The organism is Allobosea sp. RAF48 (assembly GCF_052114025.1).
Lineage (GTDB): Bacteria > Pseudomonadota > Alphaproteobacteria > Rhizobiales > Beijerinckiaceae > Allobosea.
The window spans coordinates 418,456-435,386 of the sequence record NZ_JBFRDZ010000003.1; the positions used below are offsets into that span (position 1 = coordinate 418,456).

Annotated in this window: 15 protein-coding genes; 6 read left to right on the plus strand and 9 right to left on the minus strand. The window is 68.1% G+C overall.

Annotated elements, in window-relative coordinates:
- Window positions 1–180: 180 nt before the first annotated feature.
- The 4 genes from AB4Z10_RS08260 to AB4Z10_RS08275 form a co-directional block, all read right to left on the minus strand.
- Window positions 181–1,059, minus strand: coding sequence for a cytochrome c1 (locus AB4Z10_RS08260; RefSeq protein WP_441469901.1), 879 nt, complete (start codon window positions 1,057–1,059; stop codon window positions 181–183).
- Window positions 1,060–1,066: 7 nt separating this feature from the next.
- Window positions 1,067–2,353: a cytochrome b gene (locus tag AB4Z10_RS08265; protein ID WP_441469902.1), complete on the minus strand. Its 1,287-nt coding sequence runs from the start codon at window positions 2,351–2,353 to the stop codon at window positions 1,067–1,069.
- Between the two features lie 53 nt (window positions 2,354–2,406).
- Complete coding sequence (gene petA / locus AB4Z10_RS08270; protein WP_441469903.1) at window positions 2,407–2,955, minus strand: ubiquinol-cytochrome c reductase iron-sulfur subunit; 549 nt, start codon at window positions 2,953–2,955, stop codon at window positions 2,407–2,409.
- A gap of 191 nt (window positions 2,956–3,146) precedes the next feature.
- The gene (locus AB4Z10_RS08275; protein ID WP_441469904.1) at window positions 3,147–5,012 is read right to left on the minus strand and encodes an ABC transporter ATP-binding protein; all 1,866 of its coding nucleotides are present in this window, start codon (window positions 5,010–5,012) and stop codon (window positions 3,147–3,149) included.
- Window positions 5,013–5,123: 111 nt separating this feature from the next.
- Here AB4Z10_RS08275 and AB4Z10_RS08280 point away from each other — a divergent pair, with 111 nt between their 5' ends.
- Both AB4Z10_RS08280 and hemF read left to right on the plus strand, forming a co-directional pair.
- Window positions 5,124–5,621 carry a tRNA (cytidine(34)-2'-O)-methyltransferase gene (locus AB4Z10_RS08280; RefSeq protein ID WP_441469905.1) on the plus strand — a complete coding sequence of 166 codons (498 nt, stop codon included), beginning with the start codon at window positions 5,124–5,126 and terminating at the stop codon, window positions 5,619–5,621.
- A gap of 34 nt (window positions 5,622–5,655) precedes the next feature.
- Window positions 5,656–6,525 (plus strand): oxygen-dependent coproporphyrinogen oxidase, encoded by an 870-nt coding sequence (gene hemF, locus AB4Z10_RS08285; protein WP_441470037.1) that lies wholly within the window; start codon window positions 5,656–5,658, stop codon window positions 6,523–6,525.
- Here the strand turns inward: hemF and AB4Z10_RS08290 are convergent.
- Genes AB4Z10_RS08290 through AB4Z10_RS08305 form a run of 4 tightly spaced genes read right to left on the minus strand, consistent with a single transcriptional unit; the run spans window position 6,522 to window position 9,296 of the window.
- Window positions 6,522–7,760 carry a CCA tRNA nucleotidyltransferase gene (locus AB4Z10_RS08290; protein WP_441469906.1) on the minus strand — a complete coding sequence of 413 codons (1,239 nt, stop codon included), beginning with the start codon at window positions 7,758–7,760 and terminating at the stop codon, window positions 6,522–6,524. The two genes, hemF and AB4Z10_RS08290, sit on opposite strands and share 4 nt — an antisense overlap.
- Window positions 7,757–8,014: a DUF6111 family protein gene (locus tag AB4Z10_RS08295; RefSeq protein WP_441469907.1), complete on the minus strand. Its 258-nt coding sequence runs from the start codon at window positions 8,012–8,014 to the stop codon at window positions 7,757–7,759. The genes AB4Z10_RS08290 and AB4Z10_RS08295 overlap by 4 nt, the downstream gene beginning before the upstream one ends.
- Before the next feature lie 42 nt (window positions 8,015–8,056).
- Window positions 8,057–8,707, minus strand: a complete 651-nt coding sequence (locus tag AB4Z10_RS08300; RefSeq protein ID WP_441469908.1) for a CoA pyrophosphatase — start codon at window positions 8,705–8,707, stop codon at window positions 8,057–8,059.
- A gap of 1 nt (window position 8,708) precedes the next feature.
- Complete coding sequence (locus AB4Z10_RS08305; protein WP_441469909.1) at window positions 8,709–9,296, minus strand: DUF1285 domain-containing protein; 588 nt, start codon at window positions 9,294–9,296, stop codon at window positions 8,709–8,711.
- Window positions 9,297–9,499: 203 nt separating this feature from the next.
- On the opposite strand from AB4Z10_RS08305, the gene AB4Z10_RS08310 reads away from it, so the two are divergent.
- The 4 genes from AB4Z10_RS08310 to AB4Z10_RS08325 are packed head-to-tail and all read left to right on the plus strand — an operon-like array spanning window position 9,500 to window position 16,370.
- Window positions 9,500–10,522: an AAA family ATPase gene (locus AB4Z10_RS08310; RefSeq protein WP_441469910.1), complete on the plus strand. Its 1,023-nt coding sequence runs from the start codon at window positions 9,500–9,502 to the stop codon at window positions 10,520–10,522.
- A 4-nt stretch (window positions 10,523–10,526) separates the two neighbouring features.
- Complete coding sequence (locus tag AB4Z10_RS08315) at window positions 10,527–11,444, plus strand: DUF58 domain-containing protein (RefSeq protein WP_441469911.1); 918 nt, start codon at window positions 10,527–10,529, stop codon at window positions 11,442–11,444.
- Between the two features lie 10 nt (window positions 11,445–11,454).
- A complete protein-coding gene (locus tag AB4Z10_RS08320) occupies window positions 11,455–14,277 on the plus strand; it encodes a DUF4159 domain-containing protein (RefSeq protein ID WP_441469912.1) in 2,823 nt (940 codons plus the stop codon).
- A 2-nt stretch (window positions 14,278–14,279) separates the two neighbouring features.
- Window positions 14,280–16,370, plus strand: a complete 2,091-nt coding sequence (locus AB4Z10_RS08325) for a hypothetical protein (RefSeq protein ID WP_441469913.1) — start codon at window positions 14,280–14,282, stop codon at window positions 16,368–16,370.
- Here AB4Z10_RS08325 and AB4Z10_RS08330 read toward each other — a convergent pair.
- Entirely contained in the window at window positions 16,354–16,869 is a 516-nt protein-coding gene (locus AB4Z10_RS08330; RefSeq protein ID WP_441469914.1) for a GNAT family N-acetyltransferase, read from the minus strand. The genes AB4Z10_RS08325 and AB4Z10_RS08330 overlap by 17 nt on opposite strands.
- Between the last annotated feature and the right edge of the window lie 62 nt (window positions 16,870–16,931).

Consider the following 16,931-nt stretch of genomic DNA (forward strand, 5'->3'; position numbering starts at 1 on the left):
ACGGTGCGCAGCGCAACGCCGTCATGCTCGGGCTCGACCCGAGCATCTTCTGCCGAGGAGGCTTCGGCATCTCTGCCTGCCCGCGTTTCGCGGATCTGCGCTTCGCTTCGCCCGAGAATGACGGCCGGATAGCAAAAAGGCCCCGTCTCCGGGGCCTTTCGCAGGATCGTTGTTGAGCACTCAGTGAGCGGGCGAGCCGTCCGGCATGCGCGACCACACCTTCTTCTTGGTGTAGTAGAGCAGGAACGAGAAGGCCACGAGGAAGAGCATGACCTGCATGCCCAAGCGCTTGCGCGCTTCCAGATGCGGCTCAGCCATCCAGACCATGAAGGCTGCGACGTCACGCGCGTACTGGTCGACCGTCTCCGGCACCGGCGACTTGCCGTCCGGGCCCTTGGGGTACTCGATCTGCCCGTCCGAAAGCGGCTTCGGCATCGCGATCAGGTGACCCGGCATATACTTGTTGTAGTTCTGCCCCGGCAGGAGCGTGACGCCGGCAGGCGGCTCCTCATAGCCCACCATCAGCGCATGGATGTAGTCCGGCCCCTGCTCCTGATACTGGGTGAACATGTCGAAGATGAAGGTCGGGAAGCCACGAACATAGGTGCGGGCCTTGGCCAGAACCGAGAAGTCCGGCGGATAGGCGCCGCCCTGGGCTGCGCGCGCCGCCTGCTCGTTCGGGAAGGGCGACGGGAAGCGGTCGGCCGCCCGGCCCGGCCGGTCGAACATCTCGCCCTGGTCGTTCGGGCCGTCCTTGATCTGATAGGTCGCGGCAAGCGCGGCGACCTGCCCGGGCGTGAACTCGGGGCCGCCAGGCTGCGAGAGGTTGCGGAAGGCAACCAGGCTCGCGCCATGGCAGCTCGCGCAGACTTCCTTGTAGACCTTGAAGCCGCGCTGCAGCTGGGCCCGGTCGAACTTGCCGAAGGGGCCGGCGAACGACCAGTTGAGTGCCGGCGGATGAGGCGCACCCTCGGCCGCCTGCGCCGCCGGCTGGAAGAGCGCCAGCGACAGGCCGGCGGCGAGCCCGGTCAGGGCCAGACGAAACGATGTTCTGCTCATGGTTCCGTCAGCCCTTGACGTTCGGTTCGGCAGCGGTGGCGGTCGCGATGCGCGCCGCCGAGCCGTTCTTGGCGGAAGCGGCGAGCACGGCATCGGCGATCGAGGTCGGCAGCGCCTTGGGCCGCTCGAACAGGCCGACGACGAAGAGCGCGACGAAGAAGCCGAAATACAGCACGGTGAAGATCTGCGAGGCGATGACGTAGCCACCTTCCGCCGGCATGGCGCCGAGATAGCCCAGGCCGATGCAGACCAGGACGAAGACCCAGAAGAGCTGACGCGCGATCGGACGATAGGTCATCGACTTGACCTTGGAGGTGTCGATCCAGGGCAGGAAGGCGAGCACGACGATGGCCGAGCCCATGGCCAGCACGCCGCCGAGCTTGTCGGGGATGGCGCGCAGGATCGCGTAGAACGGCAGGAAGTACCATTCGGGGACGATGTGCGCCGGCGTCGCGGCCGGGTTCGCCGGGATGTAGTTGTCGGCGTGGCCCAGGAAGTTCGGCTGATAGAACACGAACCAGGAGAACAGGATCATGAACACGACCATGCCGAAGATGTCCTTCACGGTCGCATAGGGCGTGAAGGGCACGGTGTCCTTCTCGACGTTCTTCACCTCGACGCCCGACGGGTTGTTCTGCCCGACGACATGCAGCGCCCAGATGTGCAGCACGACGACGCCGAAGATCATGAACGGCAGCAGATAGTGCAGCGAGAAGAAGCGGTTCAGCGTCGGGTTGTCGACCGAGTAGCCGCCCCACAGGAAGGTGACGATCGTCTCGCCGATCACCGGCAGCGCCGAGAACAGGTTGGTGATGACGGTGGCGCCCCAGAAGGACATCTGGCCCCAGGGCAGCACATAGCCCATGAAGGCCGTCGCCATCATCAGGAGGAAGATGACCACGCCGAGGATCCAGAGCACCTCGCGCGGCGCCTTGTACGAGCCGTAGTAGAGGCCGCGGAAGATGTGCACGTAGACGGCGACGAAGAACATCGAGGCGCCGTTCGAATGCAGATAGCGCAGCAACCAGCCATAGTTCACGTCGCGCATGATGTGCTCGACGGAGTTGAACGCCAGCATGGAGTTGGCGGTGTAGTGCATCGCCAGGATGACGCCGGTGATGATCTGCGCCACCAGCATGAACACCAGGATGCCGCCGAACGTCCAGAGATAGTTCAGGTTGCGCGGCACCGGATAGGAGACGGCCGAATCATGAGCCAGGCGGATGATCGGCAGGCGGGCGTCGAGCCAGCGTTCGATGCCGGTCTTCGGAACGTAGGAACTGTGACCACTCATGAAGAATGCCTCAAGGCTGTCTCATCTTGGCGGGAAAGCGTCGAGCGCATTGCTCAGCCGATCTTGATCTTGGTATCCGCCGTGAAGGCGTAGGGCGGAACCGGCAGGTTGAGCGGTGCCGGGCCCTTGCGGATGCGGCCGGAGGAATCGTAGTGCGAGCCGTGGCAGGGGCAGAACCAGCCGTCATAATCGCCCTTCGGCTCGCCGGGAGCGTTGCCGAGCGGCACGCAGCCGAGATGGGTGCAGTTGCCATAGACGATAAGGAAGCGCTCGTGCCCGGGCTTGGTGCGCTGCTGATCGGTCTGCGGATCGCGCAGCGTCGCGATATCGACGGCGAGAGCCTCGTCGACCTCCTTCTTGGTGCGATGGCGCACGAAGATCAGCTTGCCGCGCCAGAACAGCTTGATCGACTGGCCCTCGGCGATCGGCGTCAGATCGAGATCGATCGGCGCGCCGGCAGCGACGGTCTGCGCATCGGGAGCGAGCTGGCTGATCAGGGGGACGATGACAGCGCCGATGCCGACGGCGCCTGCGGCCCCGGTCGTAAGCATCAGGAAATCGCGGCGGGTTGTTCCGGTCGATGTATCGGTCGCGTTCGCCACGATCCAATCCTCTTGCACGTCTTGCGAGCTGGAACAGCTCGAAATTGTCGCCTCTCGCCCTCATAGGGGCGCGCCGCGACCGCCGCAATGCGGCGGTGCGTCACCTCGGGCTCTTTGACATGCAGATTGGACGAAGTCTACTGTCGCGAACCACCCGCCCATGCATGGCGCACAGTTCGCAGGCGGGGACCTCAGACCGTGAGCTTTTCCGGATCCGCGGCAGCGAGGAAGCCACCCGATTGCCGCGCCCAGAGCCGGGCGTAGAGCCCGCCGCGCCGGATCAACTCCTCATGGCTTCCGGTGGCCACGATCCGCCCCTGATCGAGCACGATCAGCCGGTCGAGCGCGGCGATCGTCGAAAGCCGATGCGCGATCGCGATCACGGTCTTGCCCTGCATCAGCGCCGCGAGCTGCTGCTGGATCGCTGCCTCGACCTCTGAATCGAGAGCCGAGGTCGCCTCGTCGAGAATCAGGATCGGCGCGTCCTTGAGCAGCACGCGGGCGATGGCGATGCGCTGGCGCTGGCCGCCCGAGAGCTTCACGCCGCGCTCGCCGACGCGCGAATCGAAGCCCTGGCGCCCGTCCTGGTCGCCGAGCCCGAGGATGAAGTCATGCGCCGCCGCCTGTCGCGCGGCCGCGGCGATCTCGTCCTCGCTCGCGCCGATCCTGCCGTAGGCGATGTTGTCGCCGATCGAGCGATGCAGCAGCGAATTGTCCTGCGTCACCATGCCGATCTGCGCCCGCAGGCTGTCCTGCGTGACATGGGCGATGTCCTGCCCGTCGATCAGGATGCGCCCGCTCTCGAGCGGATAGAGCCGGAGCAGCAGGTTCACCAGCGTCGACTTGCCGGCGCCGGACGGTCCGACCAGACCGACCCGCTCGCCCGGCTCGATCTTGAGATCGAGCCCCTCGAACAGCCCGGCGCCCCGGCCGTAGTTGAAGCGGATATTCTCGAAGCTGATCGCTCCCTTGTCGACGACGAGCGGCTGCGCATCCGGCGCGTCGCGCAGATCATGCGGCTTGGCGATGGTCTCCATGCTCTCCTGCACCGAGCCGATGTTCTCGAAAATGCCGCGCACGAGATGGATCAGCCAGCCCGACATCTGCACGAGGCGCAGCACTAGGCCGATCGCGGCCGCGACCGCGCCCGGCGTCATCTCGCCTTGGCTCCAGAGCAGCAGCGCCAGCCAGGCCGTCGCCACGACGAGCAGGCTGTTCATCGTCTGCAGGATCACACTGACGCCGGTGATCAGCCGAGACAGGTTGAGGAAGGAGGCGTTCCACCGCGTCAACGAGTCGCGGACGGCGGAGCGCTCGGCATCGGCGCGCGCGAACAGCTTCACCGTCAGGATATTGGTATAGGAATCGACGATGCGCCCGGTCGTGGTCGAACGGCCGAAGGAATTCGCCTCCGAGCGCTTCTTGGCGCGCGGTACAAAGTAGATGAGCAGCGAGACATAGGCGCCGAGCCAGACGACGACCGGCAGGGCGAGCCAGAGACTGGTCTTGCCGAAAAAGCCGATCGCGACCGTGGCGAAGACCAGCGCGTACCAGAGATCGTCGATGACCTCGATCGTCGCGCCGCGGATCGACTGCCCGGCCTGGATGACGCGGGCGGAAAGGCGTCCTGCGAAATCGTTCTGGAAGTAACCCAGCGCATGGCCGAGCGTGTAGACATGATTGCGCCAGCGGATCTGGTTGGTGATCTGCGGCACCACGACCTGATCGACGATGGCGTGGTTGGCGAAATAGATCAGCGGCCTGACGACCACGAGCAGGAAGGCGGCGCTCGCAAGCAGCCAGCCATGATCCCGGAAGATCGTCTGCGGCGACTGCGTCGAAAGCAGATCGACGAACCAGCCGACCATCAGATACATCGCCGCCTCGATGCCGCTGAAGCCGAGGCCGGTGATCATGATCGCCGCCATCCAGCCCTTCACACCCTTGATGTGGTGCCACATGAAGGGCCAGACGCCATGCGGCGGCGTCTCCTGCTCGTCGAAGGGAGCGAAGACGTCGATTCGGCTTTCGAGCCAGCGGAAGAGCGGAGCGAACATGTCTGCCTTCCCCTGGAGCGGCATCACGACGGTTTCGAGGCATATGGCCCCCGCCTGCGCGAATGGCCAGCCTGCTTGACGCATATCCGGGCGTCACCGCATGACAGGGCCATGTTGCGTCTCGCCCTGTTCCAGCCGGACATCCCGCAGAATGCCGGCACGATGATCCGCATGGCCGCTTGTCTCGGCATCGCCGTCGATATCGTCGAGCCCGCCGCCTTCGACGTCTCGGATCGGCATTTCCGCCGTTCAGGCATGGATTATCTCGAGCGCGCCGCCGTCTCCCGCCACGATTCCTTCGCGGCCTTCGACCAGTGGCGGCGTGACGCCGGGCACCGCCTCGTCCTCGCCGAGACGGACGGCGCGACCCCGCTGCCGGATTTCGTCTTCCAGCCCGGCGACATCGTCCTTGTCGGGCGCGAATCGGCCGGCGTCACGCCCGCGGTGCAGGCTGCGGCCGATGCGAGCCTTCACATCCCGATGCGCCCGGCTTTGCGATCGCTCAATGTCGCGCTTGCGGCTGCGATGGTAATGGGCGAGGCGTTGCGACAGACAGGCGGCTTTCCGCGCCGTGATGGACACGACCATGAACAGACCGAAGCCCGTTGAAGCTGCGCCCGCCGATACGGCTGTCATCGAGGCGATGAAGCCCCGCGCGGCGGCCTGGTTCGAGAATCTCCGCGACCGGATCTGCGCGGCCTTCGAGGAGGTCGAGGACGAGGCGGCGGGCCCGTTCCCTGCCGAGACCGACCGGCCCGGCCGCTTCGTCCGCACGCCCTGGCAGCGCACCAATCACGACGGCGCTCCCGGCGGCGGCGGCGTCATGTCGATCATGAAGGGCCGTGTCTTCGAGAAGGTCGGCGTCCATGTCTCCACCGTCCATGGCAGCTTTCACCCGGATTTCGCGGCCCAGATCCCCGGCGCCTCGGATGATCCGCGCTTTCACGCCACGGGCATCTCGCTGATCGCCCATCCCTGGAACCCGCACGCGCCGACCGTGCACATGAACACGCGCTTCGTCGTCACCACCAAGCCCTGGTTCGGCGGCGGTGCCGATCTGACGCCGGTACTGAATGCCCGCCGCAACCAGGACGACCTGGATTCGCGGGATTTCCACGCCGCGATGCGCCGGCCCTGCGACAACTTCCCGGCCGTGGCGGATTATTCCCGCTTCAAGCAGTGGTGCGACGAGTACTTCTACCTGAAGCACCGCAACGAGCCGCGCGGCATTGGCGGCATCTTCTACGATTATGTCTGGACCGGCGACGTCGAAGCCGATTTCGCCTTCACCAAGGCGGTGGGAGAGGCCTTCCTCGACATCTATCCCAACGTACTCTGCCGCAATATCGGCAAGCCCTGGACCGAGGCCGAGCGCCATGAGCAGCAGGTCCGGCGTGGCCGCTATGTCGAGTTCAACCTGCTCTACGACCGTGGCACGATCTTCGGGCTGAAGACCGGCGGCAATGTCGATTCGATCCTGTCTTCGATGCCGCCGACGGTGCGCTGGCCCTAAGCCAGCATCTGCCGGCTGGCCGCATCGAGCAGTTCGAACTGCGCTTCGGCATCGGCCGGACACCCGGCCTCGATCCAGAGCCGGCGTGCCTCCGCGAGGATCTGCCCGATCCGCTCGCCTTTCGGTACGCCGCGGGCGAGCGCATCCTGCCCTCGCGGCAGGAAGACGGGTGTCCCGGCCAGTTGCCCGATGAGGTCCTGAACGTCGATGCCGGCTTCCTCGCCCGCCGAGGCCGTCAGCAAAACGAGGGCTGCCGCGCCAGCATCGGCTCCGGCGCGGTCGGCGATCTGACGCAGCCGCGCCAGCGACGGCAGCCTCGCCTGTCCGCCCAGCCCTTCCAGCGCCAGCGCGATCCGGTCGATCCGGTCGAATTCCTCGTTCGAGAGCCGCAGCCGCTCGCGCAGGCGCGGTGCATCCTCCCGAACCGACACCGCCAGCGCCGCCAACCGGAAGGTCGGGTGAACGCCATCGCCGCCATCGCCGGCGATGACAACGAAGCGCGAGAGATGCGGCACGGCGCCGATCACCGGCATCAAGAGCCCGGCCCCGGCCATGGCTTCGACCGTGGCGGCGGCTCCGGGAGCAACCAGCAGCTTCATCAACTCCGCCCGGACGCGCTCCCGCGAGAGGCCTGCGAGCCCCTCGCGACCCGCGATGCAGGCACGAAGGCCTTCCGCATCGAGCGCGCCCGCGCCGTAGCGGGCATGGAAGCGGAAGAAGCGCAGGATCCGCAGATAATCCTCGCGGATGCGCGTTTCCGCCTTGCCGATGAAACGCACGCGCCGCCCGGCCAGATCGGCAAGGCCGGTGCTGTAATCATGCAGTTTCCCCCCGCAATCGAGCCCCAGCGCATTGATGGTGAAGTCGCGCCGCAGCGCATCCTCGGCAAAATCCCGCCCGAACACGACCTTGGCGCGCCGCCCGTCGGTCTCGACATCGCGCCGCAGCGTCGTGACCTCGAAGGTCGCGCCGCCCGAGACCAGCGTCACCGTGCCATGCTCGATGCCGGTCGGTACGGCCTTGAACCCGGCCTTCCGGCCACGCCGGATCGTCTCCTGCGGCAGAGCGGTGGTGGCGAGATCGACGTCGTTCGCCGGCTCGCCGAGCAGAAGATTGCGCACGGCGCCGCCGACGATGCGGGTTTCCTCCCCCTCCCCGTTCAGTGCGCTCAGGAGGCGGGCCAGAACCGGCTCGGCCAGGAAGCTGGCGATGGCGTCTTCGCGCTCCCCGGTCATTTGAACCGGCCGGGCACGAGCACCCCATTCTCCATATGTGGCGGCTCGTACGCCCCCTCGCTGCGCGGAGCGATGAAGCCGGTATAGGTGAGCACCGAGATCGCCAGCAGCAGACCGGTGACGGCGAGCCAGAAGGCGTGCCGGCTCCAATGCTCGACGTCGAACGGGTTGCGCCGCTTGACCACGAGGTAGCCCGCGAAGACGCAGAAAGGCAGGACGAAGAGCAGAACCTCTTCGATGATCGCGCGCAGCATCGGTTTCGTCGTTCCCAGGCGCGCTATCCGCGCAAGACAATCCTAACCGGCCAGCCGTTCGTAGAGGTTACGGATCATGCCGGCGGTCGCACCCCAGATATAGCGACCCTCGAACGGCATCGCATAGTAGGTGCGGAAATGCCCCTTCCACTCACGCCCCTCCCGCTTGTGGTTGGCGGGATCGAGCAGGAAGGACAGCGGCGTCTCGAAGGCCTCGTCGACCTCGTGATGGTTGATCGCCAGTGAGAAGGGCGGCTCGATCAGCGCCACCACCGGCACGATGAGGTAGCCCGTTCCGGTCAGATAGGCGTCGAGGAACCCCAGCGTGCGGATGCGCTCACGCGACAGGCCGATCTCCTCCTCCGTCTCGCGCAGTGCGGTCACGACCGGCGAACCATCGACCGCATCGACCCGCCCACCGGGAAAGGCGACCTGCGCGGAATGATTGCGCAGCGCCGCAGCGCGCTGGGTCAGGAGCACGGTCGGGCCGGCCGCGCGCGGCACGATTCCGATCAGCACGGCCGCGGGGACTGCACGCTTCTCGTCCGGAATCGGCACTGGCTGCGGCTGATTCTCGTGGTCGCCGCGCAGGCGGGCGATGACGTCGCCGAGCCCCGGCGGCTCGGTGCGCAACCGCTCGCGCGCCAGCTTGGCGAAAGCCTCGGTGCTGAGGTTCAAAGCTTGGCCGTTCACGTCAAATCTCGATGCCTTCGATCTCGCTCGCCGGCAGCGCCGGGTAGAACCGGCCTTCCGCCGCGACGCCGAACATCGCCTGCCCATCGGCCTCCCGCACCTCGCCGAGCGCAAGCAGATCATAGGTCAGCGCACGCGTCAGCCGGGCCCACAGGCCGCTACGGACATGGACATAAGGCTTCAATCCATCCTTCGCAGCCCGCTGGAAACGCAACGCATGCTCTGGCCCGACGCAGAGCAGATCGTCGACCTGCGTCCGAAAAGCGATGCTCCGTTCGTCCCCTTCGCCGTCGAGCTGCATTTCGACAGCCTGAAACGGCGCATCATCGACCTTGATCCCGACCTTTTCGACTGGGGTCACGAGAAAGTAATCGTCGCCCTCACGCTTGAGCACAGAGGAGAAAAGCTTCACCAGCGCCGGCCTGCCGATCGGCGTGCCGAGATAAAACCAAGTTCCATCGGCGGCGATCCGCATGTCGAGATCGCCGCAAAACGGCGGATTCCAGCGTTCGACAGGGGGCAATCCGCGCGCCTTCCCACTGCCCAGCGCGGCCATCAGCCGGTCCATCGCATTGCCCGGAGCCGTCATCGAAAGGCCCGTCTCCACTTGCCGCGGCATATTGATTGCAACGCGTTTCTGCCTTGAACTCCACATAATCGTGAAGCCGAGATGATGTGTACCATTCCATTCGGCGCTTGAGCCGCCGGGTTGGCCCGTCCACATTCAACCGTGGAACACATCGACCGGTTCGCATGGCGGCGCAACGGCCCGCGACAGTGAAGGAGACCGACATGGCGGCGCAAGCCCGCGCGAGCGAGAGCACTTCCCCCATCGATCTCGACAGCGGGATCGTCGAGGCGGCCGAGGCCGCGCTCGGCGCCATCGGTGCGGCGCGCAAGGAAATCGGCGGGGTCATCTTCGGCCAGCAGGCCGTGGTGGATCTGTCGCTCGTTACCCTGCTCGCGGGCGGCCACGGCCTGCTGGTCGGCGTGCCCGGTCTCGCCAAGACAAAGCTGGTCGAGGCCATGGGCACGGTGCTCGGCCTCGGCGCCCGGCGCGTCCAGTTCACGCCCGACCTGATGCCCTCCGACATTCTCGGCTCCGAAGTGCTCGACGAGAGCAGCGACGGCAAGCGCCATTTCCGCTTCATCAAGGGCCCGGTCTTCGCGCAGCTCCTGATGGCGGACGAGATCAACCGCGCCTCGCCCCGCACCCAGTCCGCGCTGCTGCAGGCGATGCAGGAGCACCACGTCACCGTCGCCGGCGAGCGCTATGATCTGCCCGCGCCCTTCCACGTTCTCGCCACCCAGAACCCGATCGAGCAGGAGGGGACCTACCCTCTGCCCGAGGCCCAGCTCGACCGTTTCCTGCTGGAGATCGATGTCGGCTATCCCGATCGCGCGGCCGAGCGGCGCATCCTGCTCGAAACCACCGGCGCGACCGAATACAAGCCGTCCCCGGCGATGACGGCCGAGACGCTGATGTCGATCCAGCGCCTGGTGCGGCGCCTGCCGGTCGGTGACGCCGTCGTGGATGCGATCCTCGACCTCGTCCGTTCCGCCCGCCCCGGCGACGGCGACGCCGCCATCACCGAAAAGCTGGCCTGGGGGCCGGGTCCGCGCGCCAGCCAGTCGCTGACGCTTGCGGTGCGCGCCCGCGCGCTGGTCGAGGGCCGGCTCGCACCGTCCGTCGACGATGTCGCCGCGCTCGCCTTGCCCGTGCTGAAGCATCGCATCGCGCTGACCTTCGCCGCACGCGCCGATGGCGAGACGGTCGAGCGCGTCATCGGCAGGCTCGTGGAACGGCTGGGATAGGTTGATGCTGCGCACGCGCGTCCTGGGCCCGAACGAGCGGAGACCCGCCAAGCCGGTTCTGACGGAATCGCTCGACCTTGCCGCGCGCCTGCCCCGCCTGATCCTCGAAGCCCGCCGCGTCTCCGCCAGCGTCCACGGCATCCACGGCAGGCGCCGCTCGGGCCCGGGCGAGACCTTCTGGCAGTACCGCCCGCTGGTCGCCGGCGAATCCGCCTCGCGCATCGACTGGCGCCGCTCGGCCCGCGACGGCCATCTCTTTGTGCGGGAGCGCGAATGGGAAGCCTCGCACTCGATCTGGCTCTGGATCGACCGTTCGCCCTCGATGGGCTTCGCCTCCTCGCTGGCAATGGCGCCGAAGGTCGATCGAGCGCTGGTCGCGGGCTTCGCTCTGGCCGAGACGATGGTCGAGGGGGGCGAGCGCGTCGGCCATCTCGGCCTGACGCGGGCGCTGGCCTCGCGCCGCATCGTCGAATTGCTGGCGCAGGCCATTGCCGCCGATAGCCGCGACAGCGAGGCTGACCTCCCGCCGGGCGAGCCACTGCCGCGGCTGGCGGATGCCATCATCATCACCGATGGTCTCTCGCCCTCCGCCTCGCTGGCGCAGCGCATCGCTACCATGGCGTCATCAGGCGCGCGCGGCCACCTCCTGCTGATCGTCGATCCGATCGAGGAAACCTTTCCCTTCACCGGCCAGGCCGAGCTCTTCGATCTGGAGGACGGGCTGACGCTTCGCGTCGGCGATGCCGGCGCCTGGGGCGAGGCCTATCGCCAGCGCTTGGCCGCCCATCGCGACGCGATCACGGAGGCCTGCCGCAAGGCCGGCTGGACCCTGACGCTTCACCGCACCGACCGCCCGGCCAGCGAAGCCGTGCTTCGCATCGCCAGCCTCGTCGCCGCCTCGCGCGGCGCATCGGGTTTTTGAGGGAGCAGCCATGTTCAGCGCCCTCCCCTTGAGCTTCACCGCCCCGCTCGCACTGGCAGCGCTCGCCCTGCTGCCTGCGCTCTGGCTGATCCTGCGCGTGACGCCGCCGAGGCCGCGCCGCATCGACTTCCCGCCGCTGAAGATCATGGCCGACCTCGTCGCCAAGCGGGAATTGCCGGCGCATACGCCCTGGTGGCTGCTCGCGATCCGCATGGCGGTCGCCGCACTCGTCATTCTCGCCGTCGCCGGCCCGATCTGGAATCCGCCGCGCGAAGGTGCACCGCTGCGCGGCCCCGTCCTGATGCTCGTCGACAACGGCTTCGGCGCCGCCGCCGACTGGCCGGACCGCGTCACCGTGGCCGAATCGCGGATCGCTGCGGCGACTCGCGAGGGCCGTCCGGTCGCCGTCGTCGGACTGGCCGAGGCGCCGGCCGCCATCTCACTGGCGGAGCCGCGCGTCGCGCTCGATCGGCTGCGCGCGCTGGCCCTACAACCCCATGCACCGGACCGGGCCGCCCATCTGCCACGCATCGAATCCTTCCTCCAGACGGCACCTGAAGCCGAGATCGTCTGGATTTCGGACGGCCTCGCGGTTTCGGACGACGGCAGCTTCCAGGCCCGGCTGAAGCAACTCGCCGACGCACGGCGGCTTTCGATCCATGCCGGCCCGCCGAACCAGCTCGCCCTCGCCGCGCCCGACAATCTCGCGGGGGCGCTCAGCGTGAAGGTCCTGCGCCCAACGGCGAGCGCTCCCGCCACCGGACAGGTCCGCGCGCTCGACCTCAAGGGTCTGCCGCTCGGCGACACGCCGTTCATTTTCGAGGGCTCCAACCTGCAGACCACGGCGCGCCTCACCCTGCCGATCGAGGTGCGCAACGCCGTCTCGCGACTCGAGATCCTCGGCGAGAACAGCGCGGGCGCCGTCGCCCTGCTCGACGATCGCTCCAAGCGCCGCCGGATCGGCATCGTCTCCGGCGCCACTGCCGACACCGCGCAGCCGCTGCTGTCGCCGACCTATTACATCTCGCGCGCCCTCCAGCCCTTCGCCGAGGTCCGCGAGCCGCGCCAGGGCTCGACCGACCCGGTCGGTGAGCTTCTCGCGCAGAATCTCTCGGTCCTGGTATTGGCCGATATCGGCGCGCTCGATCGCGACACCAGCGCCAAGGTCTCCGATTTCGTCACGCGCGGCGGCGTGCTCTTGCGCTTCGCCGGTGCGCGCCTCGCCGCCTCCTCCGACGATCTGACGCCGGTCCGCCTGCGTCGCGGCGGCCGGACGCTGGGCGGCGGGCTCTCCTGGGAAACGCCCCGCAAGCTAGCGCCCTTCACGCGCGAAAGCCCCTTCTACGGGTTGACGATCAACGACGACATTCGCGTCAGCCGCCAAATCCTGGCGGAGCCCGAGGCCGATCTCTCGCGCAAGACCTGGGCCGCGCTCGAAGACGGAACACCGGTCGTCACCGGCGAGCGCCGCGGCGACGGCCTCATCGCCATGGTTCACGTCACGGCGGATACGACCTGGTCGAACCTGCCTCTCTCCGGTCTCTTCGTGGAGATGCTGCGCAGGGTCGTGAACCTCGCCGGCACCGGCCCCGCGGCGGATGCCCAGAGCGACGAGGTTCGCGTCGAAACGCTTTCGCCGACCCGCGTGCTCGATGGCAGCGGCCGCTTTCGCACCCCGCCGGCGACCAGCCAGCCCGTGCCCCGCAACTATGCGGGGCGTGGCACGCTCGCCCATCCGCCCGGTCTCTACGGTCCGGCCGACGGCATGCTTGCGGTCAATGCTCTCACCCCGAACGACACGTTGGCGGCGCTCGACCTCGCCGGCCTCGGTGCGCCGATCCTGCCGATCGACGAGCCGGTGGCTCGCGATGCCCGCCCGCCCCTCCTGACGCTCGCCCTGCTGCTGCTGATCGTCGATACGTTGGCGACGCTCTGGCTCGGCGGGCGGCTCGGCTTCGGCCGCGCCCGCAAGGCAGCCGCCCCCGCCGCGATCCTCGTCGCGCTGGCCCTGGCCGGCGGCCTCTCGCCTGATCCGGTCCGGGCCCAACCCGCGCCGAACCCGCAAGCGGACACGCGCCCGCCGATCCCGCGCTCGCTTCTCGCCAATGGCGCGGTGACGCGGCTGGCCTATGTCGTCACCGGCGACAAGGCAGTCGACGACATGTCGAAGGCCGGTCTCGCCGGGCTCAATATCGTCCTCGGCGCGCGCACCGCGCTGGAGCCCGGCGACCCCGTCGGCGTCAACGTGGAGCATGACGAACTCGCCTTTTTCCCGGTGCTCTACTGGCCGGTGGTCGCCGGTCGGCCGATCCCTTCGGCCGAAACCCTGCGCAAGCTCGAAGCCTATATGAAGGGCGGCGGCCTCGTGATCTTCGACACGCGCGACGCCATGAGCGCGCGTCCCGGCGGCGGCACGACGCCGGAAGGCGATCAGCTCAAGCGCATGCTGCAGACGCTCGATATTCCCGAGCTCGAGCCACTGCCGCGCGACCATGTCCTGACCAAGACCTTCTATATCCTCGACGAACTTGTCGGCCGCTACGACAGCGGCTCGACCTGGGTCGAGACGCTGCCGCCCGCCGACAGCGACGGCCGGCGCCCGGCACGCGCCGGCGACAATGTCTCGCCCATCATCATCACCGCCAACGACCTCGCCGCCGCCTGGGCCATCGACAAGCGCGGAGAAGGGCTGGTGCCGCTCTCCGGCGCCGATCCGCGCCAGCGCGAGATGGCGCTGCGTGGCGGCATCAACCTCGTGATGTATGCCCTCACCGGCAACTACAAGGCCGACCAGGTCCATGTTCCGGCCCTGCTCGAACGCCTGGGACAATGACGATGTGGAGCGTTTCCTTCGCCCCGCTGGTGCCGCTGCCGCTCCTGATCGGCCTTGCCGTGCTGGCGGCGCTGGCCGCCGGCGCTGGGCTCGTCCTTGCCGGGCGCAGCGCCATCCTGCGCGCGCTCGCGCTCATCGTGCTGACCACGGCTCTGGCCGATCCCTCGCTGGTCTTCGAGGAGCGCGAGCCGGTCAAGGACGTCGTTCCGGTCGTGGTCGATCGCTCGGCCTCGAACCGCCTCGCCGACCGCACCGCCCAGACCGACGCCGCCCTGGCCGAGGTCGAACGCCAATTGCGCGGCATTCCCAATATCGAGCCCAGGATCGTCGAGCTGCGCGACGCTCAAGGAGCGAGCGACGGCACCCGCCTGTTCGAAGCGCTGGCATCGAGCCTTGCCGATGTCCCGTCCGAGCGCGTCGCCGGCGCCATCGCCATCACCGATGGCCTTGCCCATGACACCCCTGCCAATGCCGAGGCGCTCGGCCTGCGCGCGCCGCTCCATGTGCTGACGACCGGCCGCAATGCCGAGATCGACCGCCGCATCGTGCTCGTCGATTCGCCACGCTTCGGCATCGTCGGCAAGGATCAGGTCATCCGCCTGCGCGTCGTGGACAAGAACGGGTCGAGCCGCGCCGGCCTCACCATCCGCCGCGACGGCGAGATCATCGCCCGCCGCGACGTCGCGACCGGCCAGATCGTACAGGTGCCGATCCGTATCGACCGCGGCGGGCCGAACGTCGTCGAGATCGAGGCTGCGCCGCTCGACAACGAGCTGACGCTCGCCAACAACCGTGCGGTCATCACCATCGAGGGCGTCCGGGACAAGCTGCGCGTGCTGCTGGTCTCGGGTGAGCCGCATCCGGGCGAGCGCACCTGGCGCAACCTCCTCAAGGCCGACGCGAATGTCGACCTCGTCCATTTCACCATCCTGCGCCCGCCGGAGAAGCAGGATGGCACGCCGATCAACGAGCTCTCGCTGATCGCCTTCCCGACGCGCGAGCTGTTCCAGGTCAAGATCAAGGAATTCGACCTGATCATCTTCGACCGCTACGCCAACCAGTCGATCCTGCCGCTGCTCTATTTCGAGAATATCGTCCGCTATGTCCGTGACGGCGGCGCATTGCTCGTCGCCGCCGGCCCTGAGTATGCGGGATCGCAGACGCTGGCACGCACCCCGCTCGGCCAGATTCTGCCCGCTCTGCCGGACGGCAGCGTCATCGATGAGGCCTATCGCGCAGAGGTCAGCGAGCCCGGCAAGCGCCACCCGGTCACCCGCGACCTGCCGGGCTCGGAAGTCTCGCCGCCGCGCTGGGGCGAATGGCTGCGCATGGTCGGCGCGCAGGCGCGCGCAGGCGCCTCCCCCGTCATGACCGGGCCCGGCGAGCGGCCGCTGCTGATGCTGGCCCGCGAACAGAAGGGCCGCGTCGCGCTCTTTCTCTCGGATCATGCCTGGCTCTGGGCGCGCGGCTTCCGCGACGGCGGCCCCTATCTCGACCTGCTGCGCCGCCTCAGCCATTGGCTGATGAAGGAACCGGAGCTGGAGGAGGAGGCGCTGCGCGCCACCGCGCGCGGCGGCGCCATCGAGGTCGAGCGCCAGACATTGAGCGACAACCCCGCGCCCGTGACCATTACCGGCCCCGACGGCCAGTCCCGCTCGGTCACGCTCGAGCCGGGACGGCCAGGCCTGTTCACCGCGCGCATCCCGGCCGGCGATCAGGGCCTTTACCGGTTGACGGCCGACAATCTCACCGCCTTCGCCAGCGTCGGCCCCGAGAATCCGCGCGAGCTGATGGAAGTCGTCAGCGACCCCGCTGCGCTCCAGAACCTGGCACAGGCCACCGGCGGCTCCTCGCGCCGCATCGGGCACGAGGGCGATTCCGGCGTCAGCATTCCGCGCATCGTGCCGGTGCGCTCCGGCAGCCAGTTCGCCGGCAATGACTGGATCGGCCTCAGGATCAGCGATTCCGGCATCGTGCGCGGCGTGCAGATCTCGCCGCTCTTCGTCGGGCTGATCGGTCTTGCGATCCTGTTCGGCGCGCTCGTGGCCGGCTGGCTCGGCGAGAGCGGCCGCCGCTTCAAGCGGCAGGCATGACGCGCGCCGAGGTCACGGCGCCGCGGCGTTCGTTCAGCACGCCTTCGACCAGTTCCAGCGCCAGGAAGCGCGCCGGATCGGCCGGGCCCGGCAGAACGAGCTGGCCCGGCGGCAGCACCTTGAAGCCGAAGCGCGCATAGTAGGGCGCGTCTCCGACCAGCATGATCAGGTCGTGGCCGGCCTCACGCGCGGCCTCGATCGAGCGGTTCATCAGCGCGGACCCGATGCCCCTGCCGTCGAAGGCGGGGTCGACCGTCAGCGGCCCGAGCATCAGCGCCTTGTGGCCGCCGGCGAGCACGGGCGTCACTTTCACCGACCCAACGAGGAAGGTGCCGACATGGGCGGCGAAGGAGAGCGCCGCATCGGGCGGCACGCCCTCGCGCAGGCGGAAAGCGGTGCGGGCGAAGCGGCCGGGGCCGAAGGCGCGCTCATGCAGGCGCTCGATGGCGGCGGAGTCCACGGGCAATTCGTGGCGGATGGTCAGCGGCAGGGATGTCATGGCAGCAGGCAGAGCAAGAGAGGCGATCGGCGGAGGCAGGCGCGTGCGGGCGCACTGCCGGA

Coding starts and splice junctions, on each gene's coding strand:
- AB4Z10_RS08295 (WP_441469907.1), bottom strand. CDS start 8,014: ATGCTGCGCGCGATCATCGAAGAGGTTCTGCTCTTCGTCCTGCCTTTC.
- AB4Z10_RS08310 (WP_441469910.1), top strand. CDS start 9,500: ATGGCGGCGCAAGCCCGCGCGAGCGAGAGCACTTCCCCCATCGATCTC.
- AB4Z10_RS08330 (WP_441469914.1), bottom strand. CDS start 16,869: ATGACATCCCTGCCGCTGACCATCCGCCACGAATTGCCCGTGGACTCC.
- AB4Z10_RS08315 (WP_441469911.1), top strand. CDS start 10,527: ATGCTGCGCACGCGCGTCCTGGGCCCGAACGAGCGGAGACCCGCCAAG.
- AB4Z10_RS08280 (WP_441469905.1), top strand. CDS start 5,124: ATGTTGCGTCTCGCCCTGTTCCAGCCGGACATCCCGCAGAATGCCGGC.
- AB4Z10_RS08265 (WP_441469902.1), bottom strand. CDS start 2,353: ATGAGTGGTCACAGTTCCTACGTTCCGAAGACCGGCATCGAACGCTGG.
- AB4Z10_RS08290 (WP_441469906.1), bottom strand. CDS start 7,760: ATGACCGGGGAGCGCGAAGACGCCATCGCCAGCTTCCTGGCCGAGCCG.
- AB4Z10_RS08325 (WP_441469913.1), top strand. CDS start 14,280: ATGTGGAGCGTTTCCTTCGCCCCGCTGGTGCCGCTGCCGCTCCTGATC.
- AB4Z10_RS08275 (WP_441469904.1), bottom strand. CDS start 5,012: ATGTTCGCTCCGCTCTTCCGCTGGCTCGAAAGCCGAATCGACGTCTTC.
- AB4Z10_RS08260 (WP_441469901.1), bottom strand. CDS start 1,059: ATGAGCAGAACATCGTTTCGTCTGGCCCTGACCGGGCTCGCCGCCGGC.
- AB4Z10_RS08320 (WP_441469912.1), top strand. CDS start 11,455: ATGTTCAGCGCCCTCCCCTTGAGCTTCACCGCCCCGCTCGCACTGGCA.
- hemF (WP_441470037.1), top strand. CDS start 5,656: ATGAAGCCCCGCGCGGCGGCCTGGTTCGAGAATCTCCGCGACCGGATC.
- AB4Z10_RS08305 (WP_441469909.1), bottom strand. CDS start 9,296: ATGACGGCTCCGGGCAATGCGATGGACCGGCTGATGGCCGCGCTGGGC.